At 73.5% G+C, this 18,986-nt stretch carries 16 protein-coding genes; 6 read left to right on the forward strand and 10 right to left on the reverse strand.

The window, feature by feature from the left end:
- From AB0J72_RS41135 to AB0J72_RS41150, 4 genes are all read left to right on the forward strand, one after another.
- Positions 1–965 (forward strand): histidine kinase (locus tag AB0J72_RS41135; protein ID WP_363409501.1); only part of this gene is annotated, 965 nt, incomplete at its 5' end.
- On the forward strand, positions 962–1,624 hold the full coding sequence (locus AB0J72_RS41140; protein WP_363409504.1) for a response regulator transcription factor: 663 nt from the start codon (positions 962–964) through the stop codon (positions 1,622–1,624). The genes AB0J72_RS41135 and AB0J72_RS41140, both read left to right, overlap by 4 nt.
- A 55-nt stretch (positions 1,625–1,679) precedes the next feature.
- The gene (locus AB0J72_RS41145) at positions 1,680–2,486 is read left to right on the forward strand and encodes an effector-associated domain EAD1-containing protein (protein ID WP_363409507.1); all 807 of its coding nucleotides are present in this window, start codon (positions 1,680–1,682) and stop codon (positions 2,484–2,486) included.
- 11 nt (positions 2,487–2,497) lie between these two features.
- The gene (locus tag AB0J72_RS41150; RefSeq protein WP_363409510.1) at positions 2,498–3,325 is read left to right on the forward strand and encodes a Scr1 family TA system antitoxin-like transcriptional regulator; all 828 of its coding nucleotides are present in this window, start codon (positions 2,498–2,500) and stop codon (positions 3,323–3,325) included.
- On the opposite strand, the gene AB0J72_RS41155 is transcribed toward AB0J72_RS41150, so the two are convergent.
- From AB0J72_RS41155 to AB0J72_RS41170, 4 genes are read right to left on the reverse strand one after another with little or no spacing between them, the layout of a single operon-like run.
- A complete protein-coding gene (locus AB0J72_RS41155) occupies positions 3,309–5,123 on the reverse strand; it encodes a Scr1 family TA system antitoxin-like transcriptional regulator (RefSeq protein ID WP_363409513.1) in 1,815 nt (604 codons plus the stop codon). The genes AB0J72_RS41150 and AB0J72_RS41155 overlap by 17 nt on opposite strands.
- Entirely contained in the window at positions 5,120–6,340 is a 1,221-nt protein-coding gene (locus AB0J72_RS41160; RefSeq protein ID WP_363409516.1) for a hypothetical protein, read from the reverse strand. Before AB0J72_RS41160 ends, AB0J72_RS41155 begins: the two co-directional genes overlap by 4 nt.
- The gene (locus AB0J72_RS41165; protein WP_363409519.1) at positions 6,337–7,260 is read right to left on the reverse strand and encodes a MoxR family ATPase; all 924 of its coding nucleotides are present in this window, start codon (positions 7,258–7,260) and stop codon (positions 6,337–6,339) included. Before AB0J72_RS41165 ends, AB0J72_RS41160 begins: the two co-directional genes overlap by 4 nt.
- Positions 7,261–7,267: 7 nt before the next feature.
- Positions 7,268–8,431 carry an effector-associated domain EAD1-containing protein gene (locus AB0J72_RS41170; protein ID WP_363409522.1) on the reverse strand — a complete coding sequence of 388 codons (1,164 nt, stop codon included), beginning with the start codon at positions 8,429–8,431 and terminating at the stop codon, positions 7,268–7,270.
- 159 nt (positions 8,432–8,590) lie between these two features.
- On the opposite strand from AB0J72_RS41170, the gene AB0J72_RS41175 reads away from it, so the two are divergent.
- On the forward strand, positions 8,591–10,495 hold the full coding sequence (locus AB0J72_RS41175; RefSeq protein ID WP_363409525.1) for a bifunctional diguanylate cyclase/phosphodiesterase: 1,905 nt from the start codon (positions 8,591–8,593) through the stop codon (positions 10,493–10,495).
- Between the two features lie 155 nt (positions 10,496–10,650).
- Here AB0J72_RS41175 and AB0J72_RS41180 read toward each other — a convergent pair whose 3' ends face one another.
- The gene (locus AB0J72_RS41180) at positions 10,651–12,498 is read right to left on the reverse strand and encodes a GGDEF domain-containing protein (RefSeq protein ID WP_363409528.1); all 1,848 of its coding nucleotides are present in this window, start codon (positions 12,496–12,498) and stop codon (positions 10,651–10,653) included.
- A gap of 77 nt (positions 12,499–12,575) precedes the next feature.
- Positions 12,576–13,076 (reverse strand): GNAT family N-acetyltransferase, encoded by a 501-nt coding sequence (locus AB0J72_RS41185; protein ID WP_363409662.1) that lies wholly within the window; start codon positions 13,074–13,076, stop codon positions 12,576–12,578.
- A 113-nt stretch (positions 13,077–13,189) separates the two neighbouring features.
- On the opposite strand from AB0J72_RS41185, the gene AB0J72_RS41190 reads away from it, so the two are divergent.
- The gene (locus AB0J72_RS41190; RefSeq protein WP_344507357.1) at positions 13,190–13,513 is read left to right on the forward strand and encodes a plasmid stabilization protein; all 324 of its coding nucleotides are present in this window, start codon (positions 13,190–13,192) and stop codon (positions 13,511–13,513) included.
- Between the two features lie 22 nt (positions 13,514–13,535).
- Here the strand turns inward: AB0J72_RS41190 and AB0J72_RS41195 are convergent, their stop codons facing one another.
- The 4 genes from AB0J72_RS41195 to AB0J72_RS41210 all read right to left on the reverse strand — a co-directional run bounded on the left by AB0J72_RS41195 (position 13,536) and on the right by AB0J72_RS41210 (position 18,971).
- On the reverse strand, positions 13,536–14,597 hold the full coding sequence (locus AB0J72_RS41195; RefSeq protein WP_363409532.1) for a glucose 1-dehydrogenase: 1,062 nt from the start codon (positions 14,595–14,597) through the stop codon (positions 13,536–13,538).
- A gap of 115 nt (positions 14,598–14,712) precedes the next feature.
- Complete coding sequence (locus AB0J72_RS41200) at positions 14,713–15,669, reverse strand: hypothetical protein (RefSeq protein WP_363409535.1); 957 nt, start codon at positions 15,667–15,669, stop codon at positions 14,713–14,715.
- Positions 15,670–15,699: 30 nt separating this feature from the next.
- Complete coding sequence (locus tag AB0J72_RS41205; RefSeq protein ID WP_363409537.1) at positions 15,700–18,207, reverse strand: FtsX-like permease family protein; 2,508 nt, start codon at positions 18,205–18,207, stop codon at positions 15,700–15,702.
- Positions 18,204–18,971 carry an ABC transporter ATP-binding protein gene (locus AB0J72_RS41210; protein ID WP_363409540.1) on the reverse strand — a complete coding sequence of 256 codons (768 nt, stop codon included), beginning with the start codon at positions 18,969–18,971 and terminating at the stop codon, positions 18,204–18,206. Before AB0J72_RS41210 ends, AB0J72_RS41205 begins: the two co-directional genes overlap by 4 nt.
- Positions 18,972–18,986 lie beyond the last annotated feature (15 nt).

Below are 18,986 nucleotides of genomic sequence, written 5' to 3' on the forward strand. Positions count from 1 at the left end.
GGCCCGCGCGCCTTGCCGTCGCCGCCGGGGCGGTGTCGGTGGCCGCGACCGTGCGCATGACGGTCGCGCCGCCGGACTACGGGGATGCCGCCGGCTGGGTCGGGATCGGTGAATGCGGGGCGCTGCTGGCGCTCGTGGTGGCCGCGACCCGGTGGGCGCCACGGCGCGCCGCGGCCGCCGCGGTCGGCGTCGCCGGGCTCGCGGTCGCCGTGTGCGTGCTGCGGTTCCTGCCGTCGGACTCGCTGCTGGACGCGGTCGGCGCCTGCGCGCTGTGGGCCGGCGGGCCCGCGATCGCCGTGGTGATCGGTGGATACCCGCGGCTGGCGGAGGCCCGCCGCCGCGACTCCGTGGCCCGGGAGCGCCGGTCGCAGCGCCTCGCGCTCGCCCGCGACCTGCACGACTTCGTCGCCCATGACGTGAGCGGGATCGTGGCGCTCGCGCAGGCCGCGAGGTTCGTCGCCGGCACCGACCCGGCCCGGGCCCTGCACGCGCTGGCCCGGGTCGAGGCGGCCGGGCTGCGGGCGCTGGACACGATGGACCGCACCGTGGCGATGCTCGGTGACCTCGCCGGCCCGCCGGGCGCCGCGCCCGGTCTCGGGGACCTGCCGGACCTGCTGCGCCGCTTCGACGGGCCGGCCCGCGTGGAGTCGGACGTCGCCGCGCCCGAGGGCGTGCCGGCGGAGGTCGGGACCACCGCGTACCGGCTGGTGCGGGAGGCGCTGACGAACGTCCGCCGGCACGCCCCGGCCGCGACGGCGGTGCGGGTGGTCGTGGCCCGGACGCAGGACGCGCTGGCCGTCACGGTCACCAACGACGCCACACCCAGCGGCGCCGGCACGCCGGGCAACGGCACCGGACTGGCCGACCTGCGGCACCGGGCGCATCTGCTCGGCGGGACGCTGCAGGCCGGGCCGTCCGGCGACGGGTGGCGGGTCGCCGCGGTGCTGCCGCTGGGGCGGCCGTGACCACCCGCATCCTGCTCGCCGACGACCAGGAGAACGTGCGGATCGGCTTCCGGCTGGTGCTGGACAGCCAGCCGGACATGACTGTCGTCGGGGAGGCCGCGACCGGCACCGCCGCGCTGGACCTGGCCCGGCACCTGCGCCCGGACGTCGTCCTCGCCGACATCCGCATGCCCGGGCTCGACGGGCTGGAGCTGACCCGGCGGCTGGCCGGCACCGGCCCGCGGGTCGTCGTCGTCACCACGTTCGACCACGACGACTACCTCACCACCGCGCTCCGCGACGGCGCCTGCGGGTTCCTGCTGAAGCGGTCGGGCCCCGCGCTGCTGATCGAGGCGGTCCGGGCGGCGATGGCCGGCGACACGCTGATCAGCCCGCAGCTGACCGTCCGGCTGCTGCGCCGCCTCCAGCCGCTGCCCGCGGCGGCGGCCAGCGTCTCAGGCGTCTCAGGGCTGACCGGCCGGGAGCGGGACGTCGCCAGGGCGGTGGCGGCCGGCGGCACCAACGCGGAGATCGCCGCTTCGCTCAGTATCTCCGCCGGGACGGTGAAGACCCACGTCGCCAGCATCCAGGCCAAGCTCGGCGTGCGGAACCGGGTCGGCATCGCCGCCCGAATGTGGGCCGCGGGCGAGGCCGGCATCCCACCCGACCCGGCCGGCTGACGCCTGCGGACGGCGGACGGCGTTGCTGGTCGCGTTCCTCGGCACAATGGACGTCGTGTCGACCGATCTGGCCAACGCGCTACGGGCCGCGTTCGATCCGCCTGAGCGGTTCGACGAATTGCTGCTGCACCTGCTCGACGTGCGGCGGACGGACCTGACCATGGCGGGCACCTACCCGCAGCGGATCTTCCAGGTCGTGCTGGCCGCGGAGGCCTCGGGCTGGCTGGAAGACCTCGTGGTCGCCGCGCTGCAGGTCCGGCCGCGCGATCCGGACCTGGTCGCGGCGGCGGCCACCCTCGGCGTCCTGCACGGGCCGCCGGCGGCCGGGGCACCCGCCACCCCGGACATCCTCGCCAGGTTCGGCGCGTTGCAGTGGCAGGTCTCCCCACCGGCGGTTCTCGTCGGGGCCGACCTGTGCGTCGTCGCCGGCCGTGACCCGGCACCGGTCGACGAGCTGCGGTTCGACCACCGCACGGATGCCGCGGGTCACGTCATCGACGCTGGCACGACCGTCGCTGTCACGGGGTGGTCGACGCTGTCCACTGGCGGGCCGGCGCTCGCCCGCCTCGCCGAACCGATCGGCGAGCTGCCCGTGGGCAGAGCGGGCCTGGTCGCCGGCGCCGACGTCCGCGGCTGGCTCGAGGTCCGGCGGACAAGACCGACCGTGGGAGAGCCGCTCCTGCTCGCCACATCGTGCGGATGCGGCGGAATCCAGCTGTCGAGCGTGGTCGTCGAGGAGGCCGGCCCGACGATCATTCGGTACACGGGGCCGGCGGGCCTGCTGCTGGGGACGGACTTTCGGCTGGCAGGGGTCTCGCTCGACGCGGGTATAGCCTGGAGCGGACCGATCACCGTCGGCTGACGAGGAGCCCCGTGGCACATCCGTTGACGCCGATGGTGGCCCGCCGGGCCCTCGCCTACACCTTGCGCCAGCTCCGTGAGCAGCGCGAACTGACCATTTACCAGGTCGCCGACGCGATGGAGTGGTCGTATTCGAAGGCGAGCCGGATCGAGAACGCTCAGGTGACGATCAGCGGCAGCGATCTCCGGCCGCTGCTGGCGTACTACGGCGTCAAGGATCGCCAGGAGATCGACCGGCTGGTCGGGTACTCCCGGGCCAGCAGATACCGGAGTTGGCTGAGCCGGGACCCCCTTCCACCCGGTGTGCTGGAGCTGGCCGAGGTCGAGGCGACGGCCGTCGACCTCCTCTGGTGGGCGCCAATGACGATCCCGGAACCGTTGCAGACGGACGGGTATGCCGAGGCGCTCCGACAGGCGCAGGCAGGACGGCCGCCTTCCGACCTGCGGAAGGCGGTGCCAGGCCCGGACTCGAGCGCCCGCCGGAGGGTCGAGTTCGAGCGACGCGACACCGGCACGGCGACGTTCGTGCTGGACGAGGCCGCACTCCGGCACGCCTGGGGAGCGCCGGCCCCGGTGGTCCGGGAGCAGGTCGACTACCTCCATCACGTCGACGCCACACCGGGTGTGGAGATCTGGATCAATCCCTTCGACGGCGGGCTCCCACCGATGTACGGCATGCGGGCGGTGGCGGTCCACGACGTCCTACCGATGGCGTTCGCAGAGTTGGCGTACGGCGTGGAGATCCGTGTCGACCCCGAAGAGATCGACCGCTCGCGCGACCGGATCAACGCGTCGAGGGCCGCGGCCACCCGTCTTCGAGACTTCAGGCCTGCCCCATGACACTCTCGATCCACCGGCGGGAATCTGCCTCGCTACGCGCAGCATCACGAAGATCATCGAACAGGTCCAGATAGCTGCGCCACGGAACGTCGAAGATCCTGACGTCCGACGGCTCCTCCACGAAGGCGGCTGCCGGACCGTCGGCGCCTTCCTCGCTGACGACGGTGAAGGCGTACGGCACAACGGGCGCGGATGCTTCGAAACCGAGAACTCGCAGCGAGACGTGGGCCGAGTCGGCGATCTCGATGAGCCACCGGAGCTGGTCGCGAAAGACGGATCGCCCGCCCACCATGCGGTGGATCGCAGCGTCGCCGACAACCACCGCCGTCGGGACGGATCGGCCGATGAGACGTCGGCGTATCTGCCCCACGCCCAGCACGGGCTCTTGTTCGACGTGCTGTGCGTAGTCCTCGGTACGCAGCGGCATCGGCACCAGCAGCGGGTCGTACAGCCACACGCGCCCGGCGATGTCCTCGCGTTCGAGCAACTTGGCCCACCCGGCAGGAAAGTGCTGCGGAAGGGTAGACCGCTGCCGGGCGGCCCTGCCGACCGCGGCAGTCTCTTCGACCTCCACTGCGTCGGTAACGCCGTACAACTGAAGCATGGCGCGTAGGTCAGTCTCCGACAGCCCTACCGCACCGGACTCGATCCGCATGACTTTCGAGATCGACCACTCAAGATCGTCCGCCACCTGGGCCTGCGTCAAGCCGCAGGAGATGCGCAACCCGCGGAGCCGCTCGGTGAGGCGCCGACGAGCCTGGCCCGAATTCATCGGTGGAGGCGTCGCGACTGGCACGGCATCGCCGCCGAGGGCGCGCAGCCGCTCGGACGCGGCGACGGTCCGGGGGTCCCGCTCGCCGTACGCGAGCGTCAGCCCTTGGATGAGCGCGGTGAGCGTCGCGCGTTCCTCGTCCGGCAGCTCGTGGGCACGCAGGAGCTCCGCGAGCTCTTGCAGGACCGTGATCGTCTCCGGGTGATCGACGCCGAGCCGGCCGGTCAGGGTCGAGGCCCGGAGCCGGAGCCGGTCGAGCACGGTGGACCGGTCGGCGCCGTCGCGCAGCCCCGCGGCGACGGTGCCGGCGTTGCGTCCGACCGCGTCGTCCCGGGAGCGGGCGACCCCGTCGAGCGAGACGGCGACGTCGACCGCCTCCGCGCCGGGGAGCAGGGCGACCTCGCCGAGCAGCCGCACGGTGGCCAGCGGAGCGGCCGCTGACCCGTCGCGGAGTTCCCGGGTGGCGTCGAACACGGCGTCGTCGAACGTACGGGACGGATCCGGCCGGATGTCGAACTGGGCCCGCATCGCGACGAACCACTCCCGCGGCAGCGCTCCGCCGGACTCGGACCCGTGGTGGTCGTCGGCGAGCCAGGCGGCGGTGCGGTCGGGCGACACGATGCCGACCGCCGTCACCCGCTGCGCGGCGACGAGTTCCGGGCGGTCCCGCCAGCTCGGATTGCGGGTCGCGTACCTGTCGAGCAACACCGCGATCTGGGTGAGCCGCTGCTCGTCGAAGCTGCTGGTCAGGCCGGCGATGAGCAGTTCGCGGACGTCCGGCTCGATCTCGTACAGGCCGCCGCCGAGGTCCCGGACCAACGGCGACAGCAGCAGCGCGGACTCGGCGTGGTACGGCAGCTCCCGAGGCGGATCGAGGAAGAAGTTGATCCTGAGCAGGTGCAGCAGGCCCACGTCGAGCACCGCCGGGACAGCGGCGTGGTAGGCCAGCTCGATGACGGCGGGTCCGAGCATCCGCCGGATCGTGGCGAGGCGGCTGGCGGCGCCGGCCGGGTTCGGCGACGTCACAGTGGGGACTCCACCGGACTCGGGTGTCCGCGCATGATGTCGACCGCGACGGCCAGGCCGGCCCGGTTCAGTGGCAGCATCGGCACGTGCCGCGCGATCTGCGCCGCGGTGCTGCGGGCCCAGCACTCCGGCGGCAGCGGGTTCAGCCATGCCACCGGTCCGGCGGCGGCGAGAAGCCTGAGCATCGCGACCGTGTCCAGCAGTCTGAGCATGTCGAAGTGCCCACGCCCGGCGCCGGCGTCGCTGAAGACGGCGAAGCACCGCCCCGGCCGGGTGCCGGCGAGCATCGCGTCGACATCCGCCGGTTCGGTGAGGTCCGGATCGAGGAACGCGACGGGCCGGTCGGTCGCCTCGACGGCGTGCAGGACCGGGTCGAGCGTGCGGGCGAAGGAGTCGGCCAGCCCCTCCAGCGCCGTCCGGTTCGCGACCGCACCGAACGTGTTGTGGATGTACAGCACTGTTCCGACCCGGCCGATGCCGCGGCTGACGTGCTCGACGAACGGGTGGTGCGGGGTCATCGAACCGCCGCGGTCGACGATCTGGATCAGGTCGACTGTGTTGCGCCGGGCGGGCCGCAGGATCGGGGCCGTCGCGATGCCGGTGCGGCCGCGTTCGGCGACGGTGCCGTCGACGTCGAGCTCTGTCGGTGGTCCGCTGCGCGACGGCCGGCGCAACCGGCGCCAGATCTGCGTGACATCCCGATCCGTCACCGGATACTGCGGCGTCAGCACCAGCGTCGCATCCTCGACGTCGAGCACCGGAGGCAGCACCGCGAGCGGTTCGGGTCCAACCGCCCGCACCGTGAACTGCGGGTCCTCGTCGGCGTCTTCGTCCTGCGTACCGGCATCGTCCGCGTCGGACCCCTCGGAGGTCTCCGCCGCGAGCAGGTCGGCGTGGTGGGCGGCACCGGACGTCCGCATGCCCTCCGGGGTGGCGTCGGACGGCTCCGTCGGCACGCCTGCCGCTCGCAGTTCGATGCGCCATCGCGGCGCACCGACACGGGCGAACGCCGCCTCGACCAGCCTGGCCTCGTCGGCGGACTTCGCCCACAGGCGCACGCACACGCGGACCAGGTCCTCCGTGGATCGCAGCCCGAATCCTGCCCGCAGCGCCTGCCGGACGGCGTCGACGTCGGGGACGCCGAGGTCCATGCCGCGGCGCCGCAGCGAGGCCACGACACGGCCGAGGTAGTCGGGCAGCGGACCAGGATCGATCATGTCCTGGCCTGTCGTGCCTTGACCCGCAGCTGGTCGCCACGCTGCTTGATGAGGGCGCCGAGCAGCGGCAACCCGTCGAGTCCCTCAGCCGGGGCGTTGATGGCCTGCAGGTAACCCAGCCAGTCGATCAGCTCCGACAGCCCGGGTCGGCGGGTCAGGCCGGCCTCGCGCAGCTCCAGCAGCACCCTGATCGCCGCGGCGCGCAAGCTCGGATCGGTGAACGTGTGCAGCTGCAAGATCCGGTCGAGATCGTCGGCCGCCGGGAACTCGATGTAATGGAAGATGCACCGCCGGAGAAACGCGGCGGGCAGCGTCTTCTCCTCGTTGTTGGTCACCACCACAAGGGGGCGGACATGCCCGGCTCCGGAGCCGACCGCGGCGCCGAGCCCCTCCGCCTCAGGCACCTCGAACGCCAACTGGTCCAGCTCGTGAAGGAGGTCGTTCGGGTAGTCGATGTCGGCCTTGTCGATCTCGTCGACGAGCACGACGGACATCCGGCCGTACGTCGCGCGTCTGATCGCCCGACCGAGTGGTCCGAGCCGGACGTACCGTGCCGGGTCCACATCGGTGCCGCCCTGTTGCGCAGGCAGCTGCGAGTCGAACAGCCGCCGTACCGCGTCGAAGGTGTACAACAGGTCCCGGGCGGCACTGGTCGACTTGACGTGGGCGGCTTCCAGTGGGCAGCCGAGCACGTACGCGATGTGGTGAGCGAGGCGGGTCTTGCCGGCGCCGGGATCACCCTGCAACAGCAGCGGCCGGCCCAGCGCCAGCGCCAGATTGATCACCTCTTCGAGATCAGGCACGACATGGTAAGGCTCCGCCCGCACCAGCTCCGTCTGCACGGATTCAGTCGGCACTGCCACCCCGGCCCGTTCGATCCAGCGCTCCTCACCGACGTCGGCGAACCTGTCGAACCGCATCGTCAGATCAACTTCGCGTGGCGCCATCCCGGTACCTTTCCTTCAGCAGCCGCAGAAACTCGTCGGGGTCGTGCCTGACGAGGTTGGAGGTCTCGTCGAGACCCTCGTACACGCCACGTACGTCTATTTCGTCGCCGACTCGCGCGTTGTCCAGGATCAGGTCGGTCCAGGCGGCGGCAAGCTCGTGCGACCACGCCAGCTGGACCAGCGCCTGCCGGACCCAGATGCTGACGTCCCGGGCCGCGAACACCGGCTTCGGAACCTCGACCACCCCGGGCGGAAACACCGTGTCCTCGTCGCCGAGCAGCTGGAGCACGACGCAGCGCTCGTCACGGCTGAAGAGCCGCTGCGCGCCGTGCCAGAGTCCGGCCAGGACGTCGACGCCGACGTCGGTCACGCGGATCGGGAAGATCACGTAGCGCGCGGAATGCCGGCTGTATCTGGTCAGTTGCCCGACGACCCACTCGATCCTTCCCGCCACCGGGCTCAACGTCAGCATCTCCCGCCGCTGGAACGCCGCGTAGCACTGGAGGTACTCGCTGAGCTTCCGTTCGTGAACCTCATCGGGGTGCCGGAGACCGAATCCGATCAGGCCTGAATCGGTGAACGCGTCCTCGATCACCCTCTTCTGCGCGTCGAGGTCGAAGAACGCGGTGTTCGGGATCTGGTGGAGCGCCGGCACGGCCGAGTCGACGCGGCGCCGCCGGCTGCTCGCTGCCAGGCCCGCCAGCCTGGCGTTCCTCGGCCGCTCACGGGCAGCGGCGTCGGCAAGGCGTTCCAAACCCGGCCGGCCGTCCTGCGCGATCCGCATGACCACCGTGCTGACCGCCGCCTCGAGCCCGGGGTCGGTGCCGAGCCAAAGTTGCGACGTGTGGTTGAGCAGGCCGTGCACGAACCGGTCGAATTCGCCGCGGTCGGTGAACGACCGGATCAGCTCTTCGATCAATGCCGCCCGCCACTCCGGTGAGGTCGGTTCGTCGGGCATCGTGCTGATCGTCGGCTCCAAGGGTGTCGGCGAAGGCCCGGGCGTCGGCTGGCCGCCGCGCAGTCCTCTCGGCTCCGCCGACATTGCACCTGTGACGCCAGAGCAGCATAGGCAGGCCGGCCAGCCGCTCTCAATCGCCCAAAGGTCCATCTGTATGCCGAAACGGGGCGGCCATCCATCACGCAACGCGGTGCGTGATCGACGAACGCCGGGTGCAAGCCGGGAGCGGTCCGCGGTGCCCGCTCAGTCCGGCGAGCGGTGCACCGATGTCGTGGTGTCGGACGACGGCCAGGCATTCGAGGGGCGGCGGCAGTGCAGCGTTCGCAGCGACGGCGGTGGTACGCCGTGACCGGCCTCGCCGTGATCATGCTGGGCCTGACCGGGCTGAGCGTCACCGGTGTGGCGCAGACCCGCCGGTCGGCGGCGGCCGTCAGCAAGGTGTGCGCGCTCGCCGCCGCGTACGGCCGTATCCACGACGCCGTCATCACCGAGGAGCGCAGCGAGCGGCTGTACCGGGTCGAGCCCGGATCGGTCGTGCGGATGTCGCACACGACCGCGGGCGCGTCGCTGCAGGACGCGCTGCTGGACGTGGAGCGGTTCGGCACCGACACCGACCGGCGCCTGGCGACCGAGATCGGCGCGCTGCACGGGCAGTACCTGCAGGCGGTCACCGACGTCTTCGACGCCGTCGACGACGGTGAGGTGGCCCGGATCGACACCGGCCGGGCGCAGTCGCTGTTCGAGCGGATCAACCGGATCGTGCAGACCGCGACCGTCGAGCGGGACGCGCAGGCCGCCCGCGCGCTGCGGCACCTGGAGCGGGTCGAGACGCTCGCGTTCATCGCGACGGTCGCCGGGTTCGCGGTCGGGCTGGTGCTGATGACGATGCTGCTGGTCGCGAGCGTGGGGTACCAGCGGCGGCTGATGCGGCACGCCGCCTCCAGCGAGTACCTGGCCTCGCACGACCCGCTGACCGGCCTGCCGAACCGGGCGCTGTTCGCCCGCCGCGCCGCCGACGCGCTGGACGCGCAGGACCGCGGCGCCGGCACCTCCGTGCTGATGCTGGACCTGGACCGGTTCAAGGAGGTCAACGACACCCTGGGCCACCACTACGGCGACGAGCTGCTGCGGCAGGTCGCGGCCCGGACCAGCGCCACGGTGCGCTCCGGCGACCTGGTCGCGCGGCTGTCCGGGGACGAGTTCGCGATCCTGCTGCCGCAGGCGGCCGCGCACGACGCCGCCCGCCTGGCCACCCGGCTGCAGAGCGAGCTGCACCGCAGCTTCGTGCTCGACGACGTGACCGTCGACATCGAGGCCAGCATCGGCGTCGCGGCGGCACCGGAGCACGCCACCACGGTCGAGGCCGCCCTGCGCTGCGCCGACATCGCCATGTACAGCGCGAAGGACACCAAGACCGGTGTCGCCGTCTACGACCCGGCGATGCAGGTCGAGGACGGCAGCCGCCTGCTGCTGCTCGGCGACCTGCGCCGCGCCCTGGACAGCACCGACCAGCTCACCCTGCACTACCAGCCGAAGGTCCGGCTCAACGACGGGCAGGTGTCCGGTGCCGAGGCCCTCGTGCGCTGGCAGCACCCGACCCGTGGCGCGATCCCGCCGGCGGAGTTCATCCCCGTCGCCGAGACCACCGGACTGATCAGCCGCCTCACCCTGTACGTGCTGCGCGCCGCGCTCGGTCAGGTCCGCACCTGGCTGGACGACGGCCTGACCCTGCCGGTCGCGGTCAACGTGTCGCCGCGCTGCCTGCTCGACGCGGGCCTGGTCGGCCACGTCGTCGCGCTGCTGCGCGAGTTCGACGTGCCGGCGTCGCTGCTGCGGCTGGAGGTGACCGAGTCGGCCGTCATGGCGAACCCCGCGACCGCCACCGCCACCCTCACCGAGCTGCACGAGCTCGGGGTCCGGCTGTCGATCGACGACTACGGCACCGGCTACTCGTCCATGGCCTACCTGAAGCGCCTGCCCGTCGACGAGCTGAAGGTCGACCGCACGTTCGTCCTGCACATGGACGCCGACCACGACGACGCCGTCCTCGTCCGCGGCGCGATCGAGCTCGGCCACAACCTCGGCATGACCGTCGTCGCCGAGGGCGTCGAGGGCATCGCCCACGTCGCCGCCCTGCAGGCGCTCGGCTGCGACATCGCCCAGGGCTACCACTACGCCCGCCCGATGCCCGCGGCCGACCTCAGCCGGTGGATCAGCGACCAGCGCAACGCCACCGTCCCGGTCGGCTGACGCCGCTCGTTCCACCGTCGCGCAGGTAAGCGCGCAGCCCTCGGCAAGCCCGGGGCTGCGCGCTTCTTGCATGCCTGCCGCATGATCGCCCCACAGGGTCGATCTTGCCGGCCTCGAACCGGCCGAACCGGACCCCTGCTGCGCATCGGTGTGTGTCATGAAGCAGAGGTGCACGCAGCACTGCACGGGGACGCCGCCCATGTCGCTGGGCCGTGACCGACCGCCGCCAGCTGTGATCCGCCATGGGTCCAGCACCGCGCCGATCTCACCGACCGGGGAAGGCCCCAGCTCACCAGCGTCGGCGTCAGGGTCGCCAGGAGCGCCTGTTGCGAAGGGATGTCCGACCATGCGTGCCTGCCTGCCCCGTCAGGTCCTCGATGAGGAGAGCAGCGGTCAGACAGGCACCGGTTCGTACCAGAGACCTGCACGCAGCAACCGGCACGCCGCGGGCCCGTATGTAGGGTCCGCGGCGTGCCGGGAGGGAAGGTCAGCGGCTGGTGGTGGCGGGCGGGGGCGTCGCTGAGGCGCCAGCTGTTCTTGCCGGCGGACTTGACCGCGTACATGGCCGTGTCGGCGCGGCGGAGCAGGTCGGCGGCGCCGCCCGGGGCGTCGCTGACGGCGGCGATGCCGATGCTCGCGCCGACCCGGACCGGGTTGCCGCCGATGACGGCGTGGGCGGCGACGGCCTGCACCAGCCGACTGGCGAGCCCGGCGGCGCGCCCGCCGGTCTGGCCGGTGAGCACGACGAACTCGTCGCCGCCGAGGCGGCAGACGACCGCGTCGTCGCCTGCCTCGCGGGTCAGCCGGCCGGCGACGTCGCACAGCAGCTGGTCCCCCACCACGTGCCCGAAGGTGTCGTTCACCGCCTTGAACCCGTCGAGGTCGATGAGCAGCAGCGCGGTGTCGTCGCCGGTCGCGGTGAACCGCTCGATCGCCTCGTCGACATGGCGGCTGAACGAGGCCCGGTTCGCCAGGCCGGTCAGCTCGTCGTGCCACGCCTGGTGCCGCAGTTGCTCGGTGAGCGCCCTGTTCTGCGTGAGCAGCCGGTTGTTCTCGTGCAGGGCCGCCAGCTGGCGGGTCGCGACCAGGACCAGCAGGACGCCGGTGCCGGCCAGGACTCCCCCGCGGCGCCAGTCCAGCCCGGGGCCGACGACGGCGACCAGCAGCCCGAACGCGGCGGCGGAGGCGCCGTACGGCAGGACGCTGAACGGCCGGTCGCGGCGGGCCAGGGGCGGCACGGTGCCGGCGACGCTCGCCTGGTGCTGCAGCACCGCCCCGGTCAGCGAGGACAGCTGCGCCAGCAGCAGCAGGACGGTCGGCGCGATCGGCGCTTCCTCCTGCCCGACGGGCAGCGCGGTGGCGACGCCCGACACCGTGATGCAGGCGGCGTAGCAGGCCAGGGTGGGGCGGGTGAGCAGGCCGGCGCCGACGAGCGCCACGCGGAGCACGCCGAATCCGGCGACGAGCACCGTCACCGGCAGGGCCAGGGTCTCCGACAGCGACAGCCAGCCGAGGTCCGGGGCCCAGTGGCTGCTGACCGTGAAGTACCAGATGAACGCGGCGGTGCCGACGAGCACGATGCCGGCGTCGAGGCCGACGCGCAGCTTCTGCGACCGGCTGTGGGTGACGGTCGGGTAGCGGAACACGGCGTACATGGTGAAGACGCCGGCGACCGGGTAGACCAGTTGCGCGCCGTACATCGGCACGGACCGCCCGCTGACCGAGGTCGTCAGCAGCGCACCGAGGTCCACGGCCATGCCGATCGCGTACACCAGCAGCGCCCGCGCCAGGCTGACCCAGAACCGGGCGGCCGCGGGCGGCACCCCGGGGACGCGCGCCGTGCGGTGCACCACGAACGTCAGCGCACCGAGCAGCCCGAGGTCGGCCAGGACCGTCACCGGCCGGGAGGCGTCGGGCGGCAGCAGCAGCCCGGCGAGCACCGCCAGCACCGCCAGCACCGCACCGGCCGGCAGCAACGCTCCGACCCCGCGAGACAGCCGCATCCTCAACCCTCCTCGCCCCCGCTAGCTGGTCGTCGGCAGACATCGGCACCGCCGGCGCCGACTTGAACAATCACCGGTCAGGTGGCGTGCCGGCGGGGTCCGGGCGGGGCGACGTAGCGGACCTCGGCGAGGCCGCGCCACAGGCGGGTGCGGAGCGGGTCGACCCGGAAGCCCTGCCGCTCGTAGAACCGGCGCGCCGGCGCGTGCCGCTCCAGCGCCCACACCAGCCACGTGCCCGGCGGCGCGGCGGCCACGGCGTCGGAGACCAGGCGCCGGCCGGCCCCGGCGCGCTGCGCCTCCGGCAGCACGTACAGCGCAAACAGTTCGCGGTCGGCGGTGTCGGCCGGCTCCTCCGGTGGGCCGCTGTGGGCGTAGCCGAGGATGCGCCCGTCCTGCTCCGCGACCGCGACCCGCTCGCCATCGGCCGTCGCGGCGCGGGCCCAGTTGTCCGCGGTCCGCGTCAGGTCCAGGCCCGCGACCACCTCGGGCAGCCAGTCCTGGTACGTCGCGCGCCACGTCGCCAGCTGGACAGCGGCGATCGCCGGCCCGTCGGGCGGCGTTGCGGTGCGCACGACCATCGACACCGCATCAGGGTAGCGAAGTCCCGGACCGTGCGGCCCCGGCGCTTACCCGGCGCACGGATGGGAACCAGTACCTGGAAGAGGTCCTGCGCAATCCCCAGGAGGAGCAGATGCCAGCCGGTTCCAATGCCAAGCGCGAACGGCAGTACGAACACATCAAGGAAAGCGTGAAACGGCGCGGCAGGTCGACGGACGTCGCCGAGGAGATCGCCGCCCGGACGGTCAACAAGGAACGGGCCCGCGCTGGAGAGTCCCGGACGGCCAGCCGGTCCTCGATCAACGACGTGTCGTCCGGGCACCGCGGCGGGAAGCGCTCGCACTCGGGCGCGCAGGGGCGCACGAAGGAGCAGCTGTACAACGAGGCCAGGCAGCGCAACATCAAGGGGCGCTCGGCCATGAGCAAGGCCGAGCTGGAGAAGGCGCTGTCCCGCTGAGCGGCGCCGGCCCGGCCCGCGCTCAGCGGTGGCCGTCGTCGAGGGTGATGACGACCTTGACGTCCTCGTCGGTGGCGGTGAACGCCTCCGCGGCCCGCTCCAGCGGCACCCGGCGGGTGATCAGCCGGCCGAGCCAGTCCCGGTCGGCCTGGGCCAGCGCGTCCGAGGCCGCGGCGTAGTGGCCGAGGTTGGCGTTCACCGAGCCGACGATGACGTCGTTGTCCAGGACGAGCTCCCGGTTGAGGTCGCCGGCGTCGACGGTGACGCGGCGCCCGGCCGAGGAGACGCCGGTGAGGCAGACGATCCCGTACGGTGCGGTGCCCGCCAGCGCGCCGAACACCACCGACCCGATGCCGGTCGCCTCGACGACCACGTCGGGGCGCACGCCCGACATGACCGTGCCGATCGGCTCGTGGTGGTACACGGCGCCGAGGTCGCGGACCAGGCCCGGCTTCGGACCGGTGGTGACGCGGTCCAGCACGTGCACGTCGAGCCCCCGCTGCACGCCGAGCAGCGCGGCCAGCAGGCCGATCGGCCCGGCCCCGGTGACCAGCACGGTCTTCGGCTCGAACCAGGCGCGGGCACCGATCTTCTCGATCTCGTCCCACGCCTTGGCGACCACGCTCGCCGGCTCCAGCAGCATGCCCACGCCGGCGAGGCCCGGGTCGAGCTTCACCGCGTAGCCGGGCTCGACGGCCCAGGCCTGGCTGGCGTAGCCGTCGAGCTGTTTGATGCCGCGTTCGGTGTACCGGCCGTTGCGGCACATGTCGAACTGCCCGTGCGCGCACGCACCGCACGGCACCGGGTCGGGGCGGCGCACCACGCCGACCACCAGGTCGCCGGGCGCGAACCCGCTGCCGGACGGGGCGTGCCGGACCCGGCCCAGGGACTCGTGCCCGACCACCAGCCGCTGCCGGTCCGGCGGCGCCGAGCCGTAGTCACCGCGGGCGATCTCCTTGTCGGTGCCGCACACGCCGACGGCCAGCCCGTCGACGAGCAGCTCGCCGTCGCCCGGCTCCGGGTCGGGGACGTCGGTCACGGCGAAGGACTGCCGTTGCCGCGGGATGACGGTCAGGGCACGCATCCGGTGCACACCTCCATGGTCGATCCGGCTGATGCCAGGTGGCGGGCGCGCGCGCCCGTGTGCCGCATACCCAGTGCGCGACGCATCCATGTACGGACGGCCGCGCCGCCGGTTGCTACCGGGGTGCGAGCGGGTGCAGGGCCCGCGGCGGCACCGGGTGTGCGCTGATCTCGCCCTCGGGGTCGGCGACGTACAGCCGGTCGGCGGCGACCGCCACCGCGAGCGGTACATCAGGCAGGGCGACGACGTGCCGGGCCGCGCCGGTGAGCAGGTCCCACACCGTGAGCGCGGGCCCCGTCGCGGCGGCCAGGACCGCACGGCCGTGCAGGACGCCGACCGCGGGCGCGCTCAGGTCCTGCACGGTGTCCGGCAGGGCCGGGCCGACCGGGCGGCGCAGGGCCAGGTCGAGGACCCGGTACTCCCGCCAGTCGGTCTTCACCAGCAGCGCCGGCCGCCGGCCGAGGGCCCACGGGCCCCAGCGGTAGCCGCGCACGAACACGGGCGGCCCGACCGGCCGGCCGCCGATCGCGTCCCACAGCCAGCCGCGCCAGTCGGTCCGCGGCGAGTCGTCGTCGGGCTCCAGCCAGGCGTACGCCCGGCCGGCCACCGCGACGAGCTCGTCCACCCGCCAGCCGTCCGGCGCGCTCCACGGCGCCCGGAGCGCCTCGCCGGTGCGCAGGTCGTGGTAGTGGACGCGCCGCCAGTCGCTGCTGAGCACCGCCGGCCGCCCGGACACCACGGCCGCCGCCACGGTGTAGACGCCGTCGCCGTCCGGTTCGAACCGGCCGACCGGCTCCGGGCCGTCGAGGGTGAGCCGGTGCACCATGCAGTCGTAGCCGCGGCCGCGGACGATCGAGTACGCCTCGCCGTCCGCCGCGAACGTCGACAGGTTCGTGTCGGGGCGGGAGAAGCACCAGTCGTAGGGCATCGGCCACCCGCCGAGCAGCCGGCCCGTGTCCGCCTCGTGCAGCGTGCAGGCCGTGGCCTGGTCGACCGTGCTGAACATGCCCGCGACGACGGCCACGCCGCCGGCCGTGGCCGTCCGCAGGGCGCCGAAGTCCCACGTCCGCACCCGACGCATCGTACGGAACCCGGCGGGCGTTCACTCCTTCACGCCCATGTGCTCCATCGGCGGGACGCGCAGCAGGCGGCCGATCGGCAGCACCGTGGTGAGCAGGGCGAGCAGCGCCGTGCCGGCGATCACGGCGGCCCAGCCGAGGGGCGGCACGTAGGGCAGCGGTTCGCCGGTCACGGCGTGCACCACCATGGTCAGGGTGGCCAGGGCGATCGCCGCGCCCATGAGGACGGCGACGCCGAGGAGGCCGGCCTGTTCGGCGTGGACCATCCGCTTCGCCTGGCCGCGGGTGACGCCGGCGAGGCGGAGCACGGCGAGCTCGCGGCGGCGGGCGAGGGCCGCGATGACCATCGTGTTGGCGGCCGCGAGGGCGGCGTAGCCGACCATGACACCGACGAGCAGCCGGTTGAGCCAGGCGCTGACGGCGAGGTCGGCGGCGAGCTGCCGGGTCTGGCCGCTGGTGGCGACGAGCGTGCTGCCGGGGTGCCGGGCCGTGAGCGCCGACAGGTCCGCCGGGCCCGAGGTGCTGATGAGGACCTCGTCGTCGACGTCGCGGGCGGTGTGGCCGGCGACCGTGTCGCGGGCCAGGGTGATGTCGCCGAAGCCGAGGCCGCGCTCGTAGACGGCGACGAGGGTGAGCCGCACGGGTGTACCGTCGCCGAGCCACAGCGGGACCGTGTCGCCGATCTCCCAGCCGTGGGTCGATGCTCTGATCGACGATGCGGCCACGGTACCGGCGGACAGCGCGGACAGGTCGCCCTGGCGCACCCGCAGGTCCATCGTGGCGGCCAGGTCCGGCCCGGAGACCGCCTGGGCGCCGACCGTCTCCGCGCCGTCGAGGAACTTCACGATGACGGACGTGCGCCGTACCGACGTGGCGGCCCGGACGCCGGGAAGCTTCCGCGCGTCGTCGGCGGCGCCGGCGGGCAGCCCGGCCGGGGAGACGAGGGCCTGCGCGGCGCGCAGGCCGTCGCGGCGCTGGGCTAGGGTCTGCCGTTCGAGGTTGTCCTGCAGGAACCACACGGATCCGCCGAGCCCCACGGACAGCACCAGCGCGGTGAGGACGGCGGCCGTGCCGCGCGCGTTCGCCTTCAGGTTGGCGGTCGCCAGGTATCCGCTGGTCCCCCACACCGCGCGCAGCACCGGCGCCAGCGCCTGGGCGGCGGCCCGGTTGATCCACGGCGCGAGGAGGCCGACCGCGGTCACGAACAGGTACAGCATCCCGACGGCGGCCGCGAGGGCCGCCTGCCCGCCGGCGCCGAGCGTGAACGCGCCGGAGGAGCCCGCACCGGCCAGCGCGACGAGCCCGCAGACGAGGCGCACCTTGCCGCCGCGGGCCGGCTCGACCGCCACCTCACCGAGGGCCTCGACGGGACGGATCGCGGTGACGCGCCGGGCGGCGATCAGCGCGGACAGCACCGCGACGAGGGTGGTGACCCCGGCGGCCGCGACGGTCGCGAGCAGGCCGTCGGTGATCGGGAACGTGGCGGGGACGAAGCCGCGGCCGACGAGCTGGCCGCGCACCCAGCGGGTCGCGAGCAGGCCGGCGGGGACGCCGACCGCGACGGCGGCGATACCGACCGCGGCCGCCTCGGCCATGATCATCCGGCGGACCTGGCCGGGGGTCGCGGCGACGGCGCGCAGCAGCGCGAGGTCGCGGCGGCGGTGCCGCACCGACAGCCCGACGGTGGCGGCGACGACGAACCCGATCAGCAGCACGACGTACCCGCCGAACGCGCCGCCGGCCTGGATCAGCAGGTCCCGCGCGTCGAGGTCGGCGGAGCCCTCGGCCAGGCCGCGGTCCGCGCCGGTGTACGCGGTCGCGCCCGCGTCGGCCGCGAGCCGGCGCACCGCCGCCGCGAGGGCGGCCTTGTCGGCGCCGGGTTGCGCGACGACCCCGATGGCGGCGACCCGGCCGGGGTGCGCAGACAGGGTCGCGGCGTGCGCGTCGGTGAAGAACACCGCGGGTGTCGGCCCGTCGACGACGCCACTGACCCGGTACGACCGTGCGGCGCCGCCGACGACCAGGTTCATCTGCTGGCCGGGCGCCATCCCGAGCCGCCGGTCGACCGCGATCTGGTCCGCCGCGGCCGGCGGGGCTCCGCCGACGAGCCGGGACGGCGTCAGGGCGGCGCTGGCCCAGCCGTGTCCGGTGACCTCGGGCAGCCCGACCGGCACGGGGTCGTCGGCCGCGACGGTGGCGACCCCGGCGAGCCCGCGGATCCGCTCGACCAGGTCCGCCGGGACGGTGCCACCTTCGGGGAGCCGTACCGTCGACCGGACGACCTCACCGTCGAGGTCCTTGGCGCTGATGGTGATGTCGCGGTGGGCGACCACCACGTCGGCGGCGGCGTAGTGGACCGGCGCCGGCTTGTACCGCAGCCCGGACTCCACCAGCGCGCCCATGGCCATGAGGATCATGACGCCCGCGGCGAGCGCGACGAGCGAGGCGACCGCCGAACCCGGCCGGTGCCGCAGCATCTTCAACGCGAGCGCGGTCATGCCGCCACCTCCGCTGCGCTCCGGCCCGGTCATGCCGCCACCGCCCGGCGGCGGCCCAGCGACGCGAGCTGCTCGGCGATGCGCTCCACGCCCGGCTGCGGCAGGTCGCGCACGATCCGGCCGTCGGCGAGGACCAGGACCCGGTCGGCGTACGAGGCGGCCACCGGGTCGTGCGTCACCATCACGACCGTCTGCCGGTGCTCGTCGACGACGGCGCGCAGCAGGCTCAGCACGTCCGCCGCGGTCTCGGTGTCCAGCGCACCGGTCGGCTCGTCGCAGAAGATCACCTCTGGGCGGGTGGCGAGCGCCCGGGCGATCGCGACCCGCTGCTGCTGCCCGCCGGACAGCGCGGACGGCCGGTGGTGCAGGCGTTCCCGCAGCCCGACCCGGTCGACCACGTGGTGCAGCCACGGCTGGTCGGGCCGCCCGCCCGACAGGCGCAGCGGCAGCACGATGTTCTCCTGCACCGTCAGCGCGTTGACGAGGTTGAACGCCTGGAACACGAAGCCGATCCGGTCGCGGCGCAGCTTCGTCAGCCTCGTCTCCGACAGGCCGGACAGCTCGGTGCCGCCGATCCAGACCCGGCCGGACGTGGCCCGGTCCAGGCCGGCCGCGGTCTGCAGCAGGGTGCTCTTGCCGGAGCCGGACGGCCCCATCACCGCCGTGAACGTGCCGCGGTCGAACCGTACGTCCACGCCGGCGAGCGCGGTGACCGCCTGCGGTCCGGTGCCGTACGTGCGGGTCAGCTGCTCGGCGCGGACCGCCGCGCCGGCGTCCTGTCCAACGTTCATGTCCATGCCGACGACGCTATG

The sequence above is a fragment of the Dactylosporangium sp. NPDC049742 genome (genome assembly GCF_040674675.1).
Classification (GTDB): domain Bacteria; phylum Actinomycetota; class Actinomycetes; order Mycobacteriales; family Micromonosporaceae; genus Dactylosporangium; species Dactylosporangium maewongense.

Bases quoted from the DNA above. Each gene is read 5' to 3' on its own strand.
- AB0J72_RS41160 (WP_363409516.1), bottom strand. From the start codon at position 6,340: ATGATCGATCCTGGTCCGCTGCCCGACTACCTCGGCCGTGTCGTGGCC.
- AB0J72_RS41165 (WP_363409519.1), bottom strand. From the start codon at position 7,260: ATGCGGTTCGACAGGTTCGCCGACGTCGGTGAGGAGCGCTGGATCGAA.
- AB0J72_RS41180 (WP_363409528.1), bottom strand. From the start codon at position 12,498: ATGCGGCTGTCTCGCGGGGTCGGAGCGTTGCTGCCGGCCGGTGCGGTG.
- AB0J72_RS41185 (WP_363409662.1), bottom strand. From the start codon at position 13,076: ATGGTCGTGCGCACCGCAACGCCGCCCGACGGGCCGGCGATCGCCGCT.
- AB0J72_RS41190 (WP_344507357.1), top strand. From the start codon at position 13,190: ATGCCAGCCGGTTCCAATGCCAAGCGCGAACGGCAGTACGAACACATC.
- AB0J72_RS41195 (WP_363409532.1), bottom strand. From the start codon at position 14,597: ATGCGTGCCCTGACCGTCATCCCGCGGCAACGGCAGTCCTTCGCCGTG.
- AB0J72_RS41205 (WP_363409537.1), bottom strand. From the start codon at position 18,207: ATGACCGGGCCGGAGCGCAGCGGAGGTGGCGGCATGACCGCGCTCGCG.
- AB0J72_RS41210 (WP_363409540.1), bottom strand. From the start codon at position 18,971: ATGGACATGAACGTTGGACAGGACGCCGGCGCGGCGGTCCGCGCCGAG.